Below are 14,550 nucleotides of genomic sequence, written 5' to 3'. Positions count from 1 at the left end.
TGACTTCGCCCATGATCGCCGGAGTCGAGATCCCCGGCGCGCGGTGGGCGCGGTCACCTCGGCGGCGCACGACGCCTCCACGACCGTCGCGCCCTGCGTGCGACAACAACCGTGCCCGCTCCGAAGCCTCGCACCGAGGCTGGTAATGCGCACAAGTTACTCTTGAGGCACAGCATTGGCAGGTTGAGTAGGGTGCGGCATCGCATTGGTGCCGAAACCAGATGAATCGCGGGTGCCCGATGTCCGAAGATGATCCTCTGCGGACCCAGCGCAGCATGGGGTCGACAATCACGTTCGAGCTGGAAGCTGCCGGATTCGGGAACGCCCAAGAAATTGGGCGAGGCGGTTTCGGTGTCGTGTACCGATGCGTACAAAACGAGCTCGACCGCACGGTCGCTGTGAAAATTCTGACCGCCGACCTGGATGCAGAGAACCGGGCGAGATTCTTCCGCGAGCAGCGCGCAATGGCCAGGTTGACGGGGCACCCGAACATCGTCACAGTCCTTCAGGTCGGGTCCACCGACAACGGTCGCCCATACATTGTGATGCCATATCACCCGCAAGGCTCTCTCGAGGCGCGGATCCGCCGCCAAGGCCCACTGGCATTGAACGAAGCATTGCGCCTCGGAGTGAAGATCGCAGGTGCTGTGGAGTCCGCACACCGGCTGGGCATTCTTCATCGGGATATCAAACCCGGGAACATTCTGCTCACCGACTATCAGGAGCCGGCACTGTCAGATTTCGGGATCGCTCATATCTCGGGAGGGTTCGAGACCGCCACCGGCTCGGTCACCGGGTCACCCGCCTTTACAGCCCCCGAGGTTCTCCGGGGAGATCCGCCGACCCCGTCGTCGGATGTCTATTCCGTCGGCGCCACTTTGTTCTGCGTACTTACCGGCCATGCCGCGTTCGAACGCCGCAGCGGCGAGCAAATCGTCGCGCAGTTCCTACGCATCGCGACCAACCCCATCCCTGATTTGAGCGGCCACGGCATCTCCGACGACATATCGAAAACGATCGCGCGGGCCATGTCCCGTGATCCGCACGAACGCCCATCGGCGAAGCAACTCGGTAACGAGCTTCGTGGCACCCAGCTCCGCCACGGGCACCAGGTCGACGACATGGCACTTCGTGCCGAACCAGTTTCCGAGCCGCACGGCCCGGTGCCGATGTCGCACGCACATTCCGCGCAATCCGGCCGGGGCACCAAAGGGAACATCCCCCTCGAGCTGACCAGTTTCGTCGGGCGACGAAGAGAGCTAACCGAAGCAAAAACCCTTCTGCGATCCTCTCGCCTGGTCACATTGACGGGCATCGGCGGTGTCGGTAAGACGCGCCTCGCGCTGAAGGTTGCCAACAACGTGCACCGTGCGTTTGCCGATGGTGTCTGGTTCGTCGAGTTGGGAGAACTCCGCGAAGAATCCCTACTGGTCGATGTGGTATCAGGGGCGCTGGGTATTCGAGATCAGATGGCGATTCCACGCCAGGAAGCCTTGATTGAGTTCCTCTCCTCGCGCGAGTTGATGCTCGTGCTCGATAACTGCGAGCAGTTGGTGGGTGGGGTGGCCGAGTTAGCTGAGTCGCTGCTTCGAACCTGCCCCGGGGTCCGAATTCTCACCACGAGCCGTGAGCCGCTCGGCATCGGCGGCGAAGTTGCACTACGTGTTCCCCCGCTCAGCGTCCCCAATCCCGACCGTGATCCGTCTCTTCAAGGTCTGCCCAGCTACGACGCGGTGACATTGTTCGCTGACCGCGCCGCGACTGCGCTACCAGGTTTCGAGCTCACCGACGACAATCGAATGGCGGTCACCCGAATCTGTCAGCACCTGGACGGGTTACCTCTCCCTCTCGAACTGGCCGCGGCTCGACTGCAGGCCATGTCACCGGAACAGATTCTGCAGCGGCTCACCGACCGCTACGCATTGCTTACCCGTGGTAGCAGAACTGCACCGACACGGCAACAGACGCTGCGATTGTGTATCGATTGGAGCCACGAACTGTGCACACCACTGGAACAACTTGTGTGGGCACGTCTCTCGGTGTTTGCTGGCGGAGTCGAACTCGACGCCGCAGAATCCGTCTGCGGGATGAACCTGACAGCGGAAGCCCTCCTCGACGCGATCACCTCTCTCGTCGAGAAATCGATTCTGATCCGCGAGGAACGCGACGACGTCGTGCGCTTCCGACTGCTGGAGACCCTGCGCGAGTACGGCCGGACGAGGTCTGAGCAAACCGAGGAACTACCGGAACTGATTCGTCGGCACAGTGACTGGTATCTGCAGTTGGCGCTGAACGCCGAGGCCGAATGGATCGGCCCGCGGCAGCTCGAATGGATCGCACGCCTCGAGCGGGAGCAATCCAACCTGCGGGAGACACTGAACTACTACCTGTCCGAAGATCCGGACACCGGCCTCCGAATCTCCAACGCCATGCACCTCTTCTGGAGCTCCCGAGGACTGTGCAGCGAAGGGCGGTATTGGCTCGATCACTTTCTGGCCCGCCAGAGCGGGCAACCAACCATCGATCGGGTCAAAGCACTCTATTCTGTCAGTGCCCTCGCTGACTGGCAGGGCGACCTCAGCTCTGCAGCAGCGGCCGTAGCGGAGGCACGCGTGCTCGCCGAGCAGATGACCGATCCGCTGCCGCGTGCACTGGCCGTCCACGCCGACGGAGTCCTCAAAGTCTTCGCTGGTGACTACACCCGTGCCCCCACGCTTCTGGCGGAGGCCCTCGAAGTGTTTCGCGAACAGAACCGCATCTACTTTCAAGTCGAGGCCTTGATCATGTTGGGGCTCTCGAACGTATTATGCGGAGAGACCGCACAGTCGATGGCCTATTATCAGGAAGCCCTCGACATCACCGACACACAAGGTGAATCCGTCAACTCGGCTTTTGCGCGATGGGGCATGGCCGTTGCGGTGTGGCAGCAAGGTGAACGCGCACGGGCCACGGACCTTCTTCAGCAAGCACTAATACGGATCGCGAGACGTGTGCAGGACCCGGTGGGTTCAGCGGCGTGCCTCGACGCGCTCGCATGGATCGCCGGTGATGCCCGCGAGGCACACCGCGCCGCTGTCCTGATGGGAGCCGCCGAGTCCCTCGCTCATGTCGTCGGAACGTCGCCGGTCTTGCTTCCAGGCCTCCTCGTGCACCATGAAGAGTGCGTGCAAACCTGTCGGCGGACGCTAACCGACAAGACCTTCATGACTGCCGTTGAGGAAGGTAGGCAACTCGGGCTCGAGGCTGCCGTCGCCTACGCTGTCGGCGAGCGAGTCCCGGCGGCTCCGTCGCCGTCAACCGGCGACACAACAGTCACACTGACCAAAAGAGAGCGGCAGGTCGCTGAACTGATAGCCGAGGGCCTGACCAATAAAGCAATCGCTGACCAGTTGGTGATTTCCCCTCGCACCGCCCAGGGACACGTCGAGCACATTCTCACCAAACTCGGGTTCCATACGCGGGCGCAGATCGCCGCATGGATCGCAGAGCAGCAACAACATTCATAACTTCCAGGGGAGAGACCACGAGCGCCCCGACGGTGGGCCGGGAGATAACGGGACCGACCGTTCGACCAGGCAATCCTTTGCTACACGGTGGTGACGTCGGGCGGGTCGGGAAGGTCGACGTCGAGAATGAAGTCGAGCCTGATCAGGGCGTCGACGTCGAACCTTGCTGCCCGCACTCGGACCTCTTTGTAGGTAGAGACGCCCGTGCACGCAATCGAACAGAGTCACTGGAATAGTGTGTGCCACCGCCGATGGCTGGGGAGTGGCGATAACTGCGAAGTTCGAGCTGTTCAAGGACACCGGCGGCCAGTTCCTGTTAGTTGGGTGTCGGACATTATGTTGGGTTGGCTGGGTTCCTCGGCATCTCGCAGTCGATTCGATGGGCGAAGTTGCAGCTACACGGTTGGTGTCCGTGCTGGAAGGACGAGACGTCCCGGGTGTCGCGTTGGGCCCAGCGCTTGCGGTCCGGGCATCCTCTGAGTCGGGCGACTCGGTCGACAGCCCGCCATCGCACATCGGGTCTGTCACGCGACAAAATCATCCCAGTCGGTCGCGAGGTAATCAATGAAGGCGCCCCCCAAATGCTGTGTCTCCAGGTGCCGCCGCGAAACGGGTTGGCAAAGGCTAGTGAACGCGGGGTCGGCCAGCACTCTGGCCGCGAAGTCGTGGTGAAGGATGGCCGCAGTGCCGATGAGTACGAAATCGGCACCACGGTCAAGGCACGACTGCGCAACGGTTCCCGACAGTATCTTGCCAGCGACCCCGAGCTTTGCCTTTCCTCTCGACAGGGAAGCGAAGGCGTCGATGAGCGTGCTGCCGGAATCGTCCCCATGTGGCCGTTTTGACACGTCCCACAGTGACATATCGAGGTAGTCGACGAGCCCCGACGTCATCACCTCTTCAGCCAAAAGACGGCTCTCGGAAATCGTTATGCCGTAACGCTCGGGACTCAGGCGCACACCCACCTGAAACGACGGCCCCGTCGCTGCTCGTACGGCCTCCAGTACCTCAAAGATCACTCGTGACCGATTGTCGAACGTACCGCCGTAGCCATCGGTACGGTTGTTGCGGCGCGCGTCCAGGAATTGGCACAGCAGGTAACCGTGAGCACCGTGGACCTCCACGCCTGCGAAACCGGCTCGCTCGACCCGTCGAGCAGCACTGGCGAAATCGTCGATCAAGCAGTGGATCTCGTCCGTCGTCATCGCACGAACTCCCCTGGAGGGATCATCCCACGGGGCAATCGGAGGGACTCCCGAAAGCTCTGGCCGCGCACGCATGCCACCGTGGTGCAGCTGGACCGCCGATGGAGTTCCCTGCTCGCGCAATACTGTGGCGAGCCTGGCCAGACCAGGCAAGAATCGGTCACTCCATACTGCGAGCTGCCCGGGGAATCCCTGCCCTCCGCGCGACACGTGCGCAGCGCACGTCAACACCATCCCGAACCCGCCTGCGGCGCGTGTCCGCAGCCACTGCAGTTCGTCTTCGTGCAGACTGCCATCTACATGACTCTGTTGATTTGTCAGGGGTGCCAGGACCAACCGGTTGGACCAGTCGGGGCCGCGTTCCAACGACATTGGATTCTCCACACGTGTCACTACGCTCTCTCCTTCGAGATGCTGATGCATTGGTTCAATTTGGTGTGGGTGCATGTCGCAGCAAGTACGAGTGAATCCGCGGTCCAACCCACTCGAGCACCTTTGCCGGAAGGAACTGGTCGGCCCACGGTCGACGGACCTCATATGGTGAGACTCGTGGACCCATGAACTGCCTCATGGCCGTCTCGAGCATCTCCATTCCTTGAATGGAGATTTTTTCTGGAGGCAACTTGGCCGTTAGGGGTGCTGTCGCGTGTAGACGCGTGCAAGTTCGCGGACGATCGACGCGTCGAATTCAACACCCTCAACCGTCTGCCAAAGTTTGTCGTTGAACTGCTGGCGGGAGATGCCGAATGTTTGGAAGACCTCCTCTGTTGGTGCTCCGCCGTACGGAGCCCAGATCCGGGCGAAGTGGACTATTGCGTCTTTTTCGGTCCGAACTTGGCGGGCGTTGTTGCGGCGATTCAGTTCGTTGAGCTGGCGGCGACGCTGCGTGCGGTATGCGTCCACATCATGGTCGAGACGCACCGAGTCTGCGGTGGTCGGATGGGAGGTCACCCGACCACCTGCCGGCGGTACGTGGTTCACGTTCATGGCGATTCCTTGAGTCGTCAGCGGTGTCAGGCACGGAAGTCCTGTCGGATCGGATCAGTAGACGGGTCGGCGGCTTTGCCGCAGGGGTTGCCGGAAGTCGTCATCGCACCGGCCCTACCAAGGACGTGTGTCCGAGCCCAATAGAGCCGATGTGACTGCAAGCACGGTAGCAATAAATCGACTGCCTGCCAATCGTTTGGCAACCGCAGATCTGTTGCTCTTGCCGTCCAGCTCTCCCGCGGCCGCAACCAGATGTGCATATTTCCGTTCCCGCTCTTGTGTTGCAGGGAAGTCGCTCGTATCGTCTTACCAAACGTTTGGCATATGTGGCGAGCGCTCGTCCGGCAGGAGAGAGTAATGATCAAGATCGAAACGACGAAGTCTGACGGTATGCCGTCAGACCTAGCGGAGACCACAATGCCAAGCCTCCTCGATGACGTACCCATAAGTCTGTTCCATATCCGGCTTGCCGCCTGTGCAAGTGGGGGGGCCTTCATCGATGGATACGTTCTCGCGATCTTCGGTGTGGCGATGGTGCAGATTGGTCCCGAATTCGCTTTGTCTGCCGCAGCCAAGGGTGCCGTTGCAGCGATGGTGCTGCTCGGGGTCTTCTTCGGCGGGTTCATCGGCGGCTACCTGACAGATAGATTCGGACGGCAGCGCATCTACAAATGGGATCTCGCAGCTATCTCGGCGTTGTCGATCGCCTCGTTCTTCGTAGAGGGCGCATTCAGTTTGATCATCATGAGGTTGCTGGTTGGTTTGGCGGTCGGCATCGATTACCCGATCGCGCCGGCACTGCTAACCGAATTCAGTCCCAAGCGTTTGCGGGGCCCGTTGCTGGGTGTACTGATCTCTCTCTTCTTCGTCGGAGGCGCGGCCGCCTACGTCACAGGGGAAATCATGTTGTCCACGATCGGGGACGGAGCGTGGCGATGGATGCTAGCAAGTACTGCCGTCCCCGCTGCCATCATCGCCGTCATGCGGATCGGCACTCCGGAGTCCCCCCTGTGGCTGGCACGGAATGGGCGAGTCGAGGAGGCCAACTCGGTCATGGCCAAGGTGTTCGGACCCGGCGTCAGAGTCGATGAATCGCCGGCAGAAGCGCGCGCAGGCGGGGGCCTCTTCGCAGTCGTGAAAGCCGGGTACGTTGGTCGGCTGCTGTTCGTCACCGCGATATGGATCTGTCTCATCATTCCGGTGTATGCGATCTTCGCCTTCGGACCTCAGTTGGTGGGCGCAATGCACTTGGAGGGACGCGCGAGCACTCTGGGCTCGGCCGCCATTGAGCTCTTCTTCGCGGTTGGCTGCGTCATCGCGCTCCTCCTGGTCAACCGCGTGGGACGCCGTACCATGACGATTCAAAGCTTCGCTTGGGCGGCTATCCCAATGCTGCTCCTCGCTATCTTCTCGGATGCCCCCGCAATCTGGGCAGCTGTCTTCTTCGCCGCCTATGCACTGTTCAGCGGGGGGATGGAAGTCATGTCGTTTGTCTACCCCAACGAACTCTTTCCCACCGAGCTACGCGGATCTGCAATGGGTATTGTGACCGCGCTGAGCCGATTCGGGGCGGCCGTGGGCACGTTCCTGGTGCCTATCTTCCTCGAGAATTTCGGCATCTCAACGACGATGTACGGGGCCTTCGCGATTACTGTCGTCGGATTGGTGATCTCGGCAATGTGGGCGCCGGAGACCCGCAATATGAGCCTGGCGGAAACCTCCAGCCTGAGCCATTGATCATCGGCGACTCGAGCCGTTACCCGTCACGATGCCTAGTTTCTAGTTTCCCCATTGATGTCAGCACCCGGAATCCAGACAGCCAGGCGACGATTTTCGTGCCGATGACCGCTGACGCCATTTAAGACAGATCGGCTCACCGACTCTACGAGCCCCGATCTGCTGCCAGTCTGCTGCCCCGAGTTCATCGACGCACTCAGGGGCGCCGAGACCGACAGCGCCCACGCGGTTCGACCTCGATCTCGGCGGCGTGGGCGATGCGGCATAACAATCGATTGGCGTAGGATGGACCGTTCAGGCAGTGCTGCGGGCCCGGCTCGATGGGCCCAATCGGTGTTTCGCCTTCGCAACGATATGCCGCGACGATGGGTCTACGGGGAGGGAACAAGATTGTCCACCATGAACATGAAGCAACTGGCGGAACTTGCCGGCGTCGACGTCTCGACCGTGTCCCGTGCGTTGCGCGGTGACAACCGACGAGTGGCCGCGGCCACGATCAAACGGGTCCAAGAGTTGGCTCGCGAGGCGGGATACGTTCCCAACCCGGTTGCGTCCAGCTTGCGGAGCGGGCGCTCGCGCATGCTCGGTGTCGTCGTTCCGGTCCTCAGCGACATCGTGATGGCAATACTGGCGACCGCCATCGAGGAAGCGTCGCGAGAACTCGGATACCTGTCAGCGGTCATCGCCACCCACGGCGATCCGGAGGTGCGGTCCGAGGCTATCGATCATCTCCTCAGCAGGAAAGTCGACGGATTCGTACTGTGCGACACCGAGGTGGGGCGTGAGGTTCCACACCAGCTCGAATCGAGCTCGGTGCCGTACGTCTTCGCGATGCGCCGGTCCGACGATGCGGTATCGGTGACAGCCGACGACCGACGCGGCGGCTCTCTGGTGGCAGAGCACTTCGTCACAATGGGACACGAGCGGGTGGCCGTGGTGCCGGGTCCGGCCGCGGCAAGTACCTCGATCGATCGAGTAGCCGGATTCATGGAGGTCATGGCAGGGCACCCGCAGGTCACCGTGCTGTCGAGCCCCGAAGCCGGGGGGTTCGGCGTTGAGGACGGGCACCGGTACGTCACGTCCCTGCTCGCTCAGCGCGAACGCCCTTCGGCCCTGTTCTGCGCCAACGACCACACTGCGATAGGCGCGGGCCGCGCCCTCGGCGATCACGGCATGCGAGTCGGACACGACGTTGCGTTGGTGGGATACAACGACATTCCGCAGGCTGCATATCTCGAGCCACCCCTCAGCAGCGTCCGGACAGACCTCGGGTTGATGGGTCGGACCGCCGCACAGCGGCTGGTGTCGTTGATCGAAGGAGAGGACGTTTCGAGTGTCGCGCTCGAACCCGTCCTGGTGGTCCGGGCGTCCTCGGCCACGGTGGCCGGCCGCATCGACAGCCCGGCACCGCGGCTCGGGGTGTAATCAAGCGACGAAGTCGTCCCAGTCGTTTTCGAGGTAGTCGATGAAGGCCCGCCCCAGGCCCTGGGTCTCGAGGTGTTGCCGTGAGACCGGCTGAGGAACGCTGGTGAATGACGGATCGGACAGGACTCGGCACGCGAAGTATCCCGTGCCTCGACAGGTCGTCTCCTGCCCGCACTATTCACCATTCCGACGACGGCCTGATACTGCCCTCTCCTAGCGACGTGATGCCGATGGCGACATCGCAGTGACTACCACGTAGCCGACAGCAGACAGGAACAGAAGAACGAAGAGCCGCAGGGCCATCGGAATCAGCTGATCCGCTGTGAGACGTTGCTCATTCCACAGATTGTCGTGGTGCTCGACGAAGTACATCAGGTGTGGTGATCTTTCTGACAACCCACGAGAACCTGGTACATGATGCGATCAAGCAGCAGTTCGCCAAGGCTGCCGCGCTTGTGGAGGACGACGGGGCTGACGGAAGGATCGGGGGACTGGACTGTGGTCCTTGATCCGCAGCACGGGTTCCGTTGGCTTGAGTCGTGGATCAAGCCCTAACTTCGTCACCCGAGCACGTACAGCAGTCGCTCATGCCACCTAAGCAAGTCGGAATACAGCCCTTAACCCACCGTGAACCCACCGTGCACGATCCGCCGCGGGCCGCTGGGCCGTGCGCGTGCGGAGTCATCTCGCATCCCACGGTGATCGTTCGAGACTGTTGACGCACCGGCCCGGAACCGGTCGTGCCCCGCATCGGCATCGATGCGGGGCACTCACCCTCGAGAGGTGATGGCGGAGGCTGCTGTCGGTTACCCGCGGGAGAGTCCGGGCTGGATCTGGATCTGCCCGGGGTTGGCCTTGGTCTTGCCGACCGTCCATTCGCCGTCCGCACCGCACACCAGGGCGCCATTGCGGTCGCCGGGCTTGCCGTATGTCACCGTCTCGTTTCCGTTCGAGTCCGTGTTCACGATCGGGCACGGACCACCGGTGGGACCGTTCGGGCCGATCGGCTCGGCCTGAGCGACGGACGCTGCCCCGGCCGCACTCAGGACCGTAAAGGCAGTGAAGGCGATGGCGGTAAAGGTTCGGCGGGCGTTGATCATTCATTCGCTCCTGAGGATGTCGGGGAGGTGCGTCGGTGACAGAGACAACTCTGCCCACTCCAGCGCCCGAACTGAAGCAACCCCAGGGGACCCGTTCACCCACCCCAGGCGTGGACGCACCCCACCCCGACACAGGTCAACCTCGACGTATTCGGCCTCGGCATGCGTGGGTGGTACCGAGCAGCCGAACCGAATCGACCGATGGCCGCGCCCGTGACGGCAACCGCCTCACACCAGTAGCGGGCTGCGCGAATCGGTCCCCGCGCGGGAAAGGGGACGTGTCATCTTCACAGGTCAGCGGCCTGAATCCACTGTACGGTCTGTGAGCCCGCCGATCGCGGATCCACCCAACCGGGTGTTCGCACCCGCTACCGTTTCCGGGTATGGGGACCACGTTCCATGGGCCGAGTCCGTGGCCGCACATCACCCGCGCGATCCGCACGCGCGGTCCCCGCCGTGCCGCGGTCGCGCACCTCGGCCAGGACGCCCCTACCCTGCTGCCGCTGCGCGCCGGGGATGTCCTTGTCGTCAACGCCTCCCGCGCCGCGGTGCGCGCCCACGCGACCTCCCCGGTCGCGCTCGCGTACTACGTGGACGCCGGGGTGCGGGTGCTGTCGTCACCGAACCTGCACGCCGATGTCATCGCCACCGACCGGCGGGCGGTCATCGGCTCCGCCAACGCCTCTCACAGCTCCACCCTCGCCGAGGAGGCCGCGGTCATCACCGACGACCCGGAGGTCGTCGCCGCCGTGCGGGCGTTCATCGACGGCATTGAGGAGATCACCGAGGTCGATCAGGCGTTCCTCGACAACGCCACCGCGCAGTGGCAGATCGGTCGGGCGGTACCACTGCCCGGGGTCACGAGCCGCGGGCGCGCCGACCCCGGGTTCCTGCCCGCGAAGATCCCCCGGATGTTTCTGCGGCACACCGTCGACTTCACGCCCGGTCCTACCGAGCAGCACACGTGGGCCGCGCAGGCGCGCCGGCATCGCGGCCCTGCCGGGCCGGCAGCGAAGTACCAGCTCGAATGGTTCCACCACGACAAGTCCGAGAGCCGCCTCGAGCGTGGTGACGTCCTGATTTTCGTCACCGCCGACAACGAGTGGATTTACCCCCCAGCGGTCGTGGATTCCGAGGCGATCGCGATCCTCCACAGCCGCGGCGCCGTCGGTCACCTCCTGCGCAGCCGAGCGGACCTCTCCCCCATCCCAGTTTCGGAGGCCGAGCAGACCCTCGCCGACCTCGGGCACCCGGGCCCCCGGCTCCGGTCCGATCACCGGATCGCCTCCCCCAGCCTGCGGACCGCTCTGCTCCAACTCTGGAACCTCTGAACCACCGCGGCCAATACGCGGCATGACCAGAGGGAACGACACGTCCCCACTAGTCACCGAATCGCCAGCATCGCCAGGCAATGCACGCATTAATGGCAATGCTGGCAGGTCGCTTCCGGGGGTGGCGGTTCGCCGGTCCACCCCTGTGGCCCGCGCCCGGCACCGGCTCACCCGGGTGGGGTCGTCATGTCAGGGCCAGAACGCGGGAACGTGCCTCCAGGTAGCGGCCGAGGAGGTCGAGCATCTCGGCGTCCGGGTGCGCGAGTTCGGGGAGGTTCTTCGCGCTGATGATCGTCTGATCGACCGCGGCGACCTGCCGGCGGCACTCGCCGAGCGCCTCCGGTGTGACGGTGACGGCGTCGAGGCGGTCGGTGAGGTACCGAATCGACTGATCCAGGCCCAGACCCGGGTTGCGGGTGCCGTTTCCGGCCCTGCGGGTTTCGACCATCTGCCACCACTGGTCCAGCTCGGCCAGCACCGCGGGATCGGCGACCGCGACACGTAAGGCCCGGTCGAGCGACTGCGGATCGGTGAGATCAACATCATCCACACCTGCTGCGCGGGTGAGGATCTGGCCGAGCTGGTGGTTGGCGAGACCGTCGCCGCGGCTCCACCAGTACGACACCATCACATGTACCGTGCTCGCCGCGGCCAGCTCCCCCATCAGACCCTGTTCCCTTCAATGCAAGACGAAAAATGTTCGAGTTCATCCTCACAGCCCGGCAACCGCCCCGGAGTTCCGGGTCACGGCTGTGGACCGGCGACTTCAGGCTGTGCGGCGGGAGGTGTGGGCCGCCGCGCACATCGGGCACCACGTGCGCTCGCCGACGATCCACCCGTTCGTCTCGGCGAAGGCCACCGCCTCGGGCCGACCTGCCACGGCAGCGGCGAAGGTGTGCTCACACGCATCGCACCGCACCGTCCAGCCACGTCTGCCCGTGGATCGCACCAACGTATGAACAGTCATGTCACCCCCGCGACTTCGTCACTGTGCCCCCAGCATGGCACAACCCGTCCGACAGTGGTGGCCCACGCGGGCCAGGCCCCGGCCGTCAAAAGTGCCGTGCGTCATGATCGCCGGCCACAACGACCGAGTTATCCACGAGCAGAACCAGTTAGCCACACAGCGCCGTAAGGACATTCGCGGTGCGGTATTCGACGTGGCTCAGAACCTCGCTCGAGGCCGAAATCGGCCCCGAGTCCGTGGCCTCGACACCGAGCAGCGCACCCAGATTCGCGATCCGGTCACCGCCCTGCACCGCTGAGAATCATCCCGAAATCGGGGCGTGTCATCTGAGCAGCTCCGGGCGCATTTTTGGCTATTTCAGGACTCGACCGGGACGAGACTTTCAAGCTTGCAGTGGAATGGGTAGGTCCCCGGGGCGCTGAGAACCGACTCGATCAGCGCTTCGTCGCCATCAATGCTCACAATCGTGAACACCGAGGTGCCCTCGGCATAACCTTGACTTTGTCGCCGACCTTCAGACCCGCGCGGGTTCCCGGCAGCGCAATCAGGCTTCCTGAGGCGGACTCCGCCAGCGACTCGGGGAGCTGGCGGGGCCCGGTTCGCGGCAACGAGTCGAGGCATCAGTCGCACGTAGGCGACCATGCCGATCACCTCGCGTGCATCCTTCCGAACCGACCGGCGTCTATAGGTGCGCCGACATCCCGGCACCCGACATCGAGTACGAGGACACTTTCATGACCACCATTCCCCCGATACAGACACCGACCGCACGCTCAAGGCCAAGCACCGGGCGTCGTGGGCCTCCGGCGACTACCCGACCGTCGCCGCCGAGCTGATCCCGACCCTCGGCGAGGTGCTCGTGGAGGCAGCCGATATCCGCTCCGGCCAGCGGGTGCTCGACGTGGCCGCCGGCAGCGGCAACGCCGCGATCCCGGCTGCCCCACGCGGCGCCACCGTCGTCGCGTCGGACCTGACGCCGGAACTGTTCGTCGCCGGGCGAGCGATCGCCGCCCAGCGCGGCGTCGAGCTGGACTGGGTCGAGGCCGACGCAGAGGCGTTGGCGTTCGACGACGACAGCTTCGACGCCGTCATCTCGGTCGTCGGAGCCATGTTCGCGCCGCACCATCGGCAGACCGCCGACGAGATGCTGCGAGTCTGCCGGCCCGGCGGCACCATCGCGATGATCAACTGGACACCGCAGGGCCTGATCGGCAACCTGTTCAAGACCATGGGACCCTACGCACCGCCCCCGCCGCGCGGTGCGACCCCGCCGCCGTTGTGGGGCGACGAGCAACACGTCCGCGACCTGTTCGGCGACCGGGTGACCGCGCTCGACGCGCACCGTCAGTCGCTCGTGATCGACCGCTTCGCAGACCCGACCGAGTTCCGGGAGTTCTGGAAACGCAACTATGGCCCGACGATCGCCGTGTACCGCCACAATGCCGCGGACCCGGATCGGATCGCGAACCTCGAGGAGGATTTCCTGCAGTTCCTCACCGCATGGAATCGGGCCGATGCGCCCGGTCGGACACTCTACGAGGCCGAGTACCTGCTCGTCACCGCACGCAATCGGTAGCCCGCATTGGCCCTCGGTCACCGACCGGCATGCGTACCACTGGGAGGGCGCCGCCCGCGCCGGAGTGAATGCGGAAGACGCTGCGGGACTACGAGCATCGAGGCCTGTTGGAGGCGCCGCCCCGGTCTTCGGCCGGGTATCGGTTCGCCTGTTGGGTCTGCCTCCTGATTCAATCTCTGTCTATATTGATATATGTCGAAACAAGAGGTGTCGGAGAGCGGTGCGATTGCTCACCCTGCTGCTCCTGAAATAGCCCGATCGTCCGGATGTTCGGCCGAATCTGCCGCGGACGTAGGCGGCGGTGCGGGAATCGACGGGCCCCGAACGCCGAACCCGAAAACGTAACTGAACCCGACCACCGGCACCGTCACGATGCAAGCGAGGGACGGTGCACCCGCGGCCTGGACGCATCGCCCATCGACTGATCGGATCTGTCGGTGTTCACTCGACTCATCACAAGCAATGCGAAGGCTCGACCTGCAAGGGTGTACAGCACATCGAGGCTGGGAGGACGGCCAGGATGAAACCGGAAACAGCGGAAGCCCGCATGTTGCTGTCGGCGATCGAGCATGCCCAGAACATGGTCGCACTCGCCGACTACGACACCGGACGCCTGCGCTACCTCAACCCCGCCGGGATGCAGCTGATGGGACTGACCGACGAGGCCGCCGTCGCCGCCCGCTGGGCACCGGAATTCTTCACCGACGTCGGATTCA

Annotated in this window: 11 protein-coding genes; 6 read left to right on the top strand and 5 right to left on the bottom strand. The window is 63.7% G+C overall.

All coding sequences use genetic code 11. From position 1 onward, the window contains the following. The first annotated feature begins 239 nt into the window (after positions 1 to 239). Complete coding sequence (locus tag CJ177_RS35865; RefSeq protein WP_095870022.1) at positions 240 to 3,506, top strand: protein kinase; 3,267 nt, start codon at positions 240 to 242, stop codon at positions 3,504 to 3,506. A gap of 524 nt (positions 3,507 to 4,030) precedes the next feature. On the opposite strand, the gene CJ177_RS35860 is transcribed toward CJ177_RS35865, so the two are convergent. Both CJ177_RS35860 and CJ177_RS35855 read right to left on the bottom strand, forming a co-directional pair. After that, positions 4,031 to 5,083, bottom strand: a complete 1,053-nt coding sequence (locus CJ177_RS35860; protein WP_240960675.1) for an NADH:flavin oxidoreductase — start codon at positions 5,081 to 5,083, stop codon at positions 4,031 to 4,033. Between the two features lie 258 nt (positions 5,084 to 5,341). Further along, on the bottom strand, positions 5,342 to 5,698 hold the full coding sequence (locus CJ177_RS35855) for a hypothetical protein (protein ID WP_095870021.1): 357 nt from the start codon (positions 5,696 to 5,698) through the stop codon (positions 5,342 to 5,344). A gap of 357 nt (positions 5,699 to 6,055) precedes the next feature. Between CJ177_RS35855 and CJ177_RS35850 the strand changes: the two genes are divergently transcribed. Both CJ177_RS35850 and CJ177_RS35845 read left to right on the top strand, forming a co-directional pair. Continuing rightward, positions 6,056 to 7,435 carry an MFS transporter gene (locus CJ177_RS35850; RefSeq protein WP_257014853.1) on the top strand — a complete coding sequence of 460 codons (1,380 nt, stop codon included), beginning with the start codon at positions 6,056 to 6,058 and terminating at the stop codon, positions 7,433 to 7,435. A gap of 399 nt (positions 7,436 to 7,834) precedes the next feature. Further along, the gene (locus CJ177_RS35845; RefSeq protein ID WP_179443378.1) at positions 7,835 to 8,860 is read left to right on the top strand and encodes a LacI family DNA-binding transcriptional regulator; all 1,026 of its coding nucleotides are present in this window, start codon (positions 7,835 to 7,837) and stop codon (positions 8,858 to 8,860) included. An 806-nt stretch (positions 8,861 to 9,666) separates the two neighbouring features. Here CJ177_RS35845 and CJ177_RS35840 read toward each other — a convergent pair. Next, positions 9,667 to 9,960 (bottom strand): hypothetical protein, encoded by a 294-nt coding sequence (locus CJ177_RS35840; protein WP_054713554.1) that lies wholly within the window; start codon positions 9,958 to 9,960, stop codon positions 9,667 to 9,669. A gap of 383 nt (positions 9,961 to 10,343) precedes the next feature. Between CJ177_RS35840 and CJ177_RS35835 the strand changes: the two genes are divergently transcribed. Next, positions 10,344 to 11,291: a hypothetical protein gene (locus CJ177_RS35835; protein ID WP_095870019.1), complete on the top strand. Its 948-nt coding sequence runs from the start codon at positions 10,344 to 10,346 to the stop codon at positions 11,289 to 11,291. A 184-nt stretch (positions 11,292 to 11,475) separates the two neighbouring features. Here CJ177_RS35835 and CJ177_RS35830 read toward each other — a convergent pair whose 3' ends face one another. Together CJ177_RS35830 and CJ177_RS47050 are read right to left on the bottom strand one after the other, a co-directional pair. Next, entirely contained in the window at positions 11,476 to 11,955 is a 480-nt protein-coding gene (locus CJ177_RS35830) for a hypothetical protein (RefSeq protein ID WP_095870018.1), read from the bottom strand. 102 nt (positions 11,956 to 12,057) lie between these two features. Further along, positions 12,058 to 12,258 carry a hypothetical protein gene (locus CJ177_RS47050; RefSeq protein WP_143548777.1) on the bottom strand — a complete coding sequence of 67 codons (201 nt, stop codon included), beginning with the start codon at positions 12,256 to 12,258 and terminating at the stop codon, positions 12,058 to 12,060. Between the two features lie 688 nt (positions 12,259 to 12,946). Here CJ177_RS47050 and CJ177_RS35825 point away from each other — a divergent pair. Continuing rightward, positions 12,947 to 13,834: a class I SAM-dependent methyltransferase gene (locus CJ177_RS35825; RefSeq protein WP_143548776.1), complete on the top strand. Its 888-nt coding sequence runs from the start codon at positions 12,947 to 12,949 to the stop codon at positions 13,832 to 13,834. 520 nt (positions 13,835 to 14,354) lie between these two features. Further along, a partial coding sequence (locus tag CJ177_RS35820) for a PAS domain-containing protein (protein WP_143548775.1) occupies positions 14,355 to 14,550 on the top strand: 196 nt, incomplete at its 3' end.

Source organism: Rhodococcus sp. ACPA1 (assembly GCF_002300195.1).
In the GTDB taxonomy this organism is placed as follows: Bacteria; Actinomycetota; Actinomycetes; order Mycobacteriales; family Mycobacteriaceae; genus Rhodococcus_F; species Rhodococcus_F opacus.
This window is presented reverse-complemented; position numbering and strand designations above follow the sequence as displayed.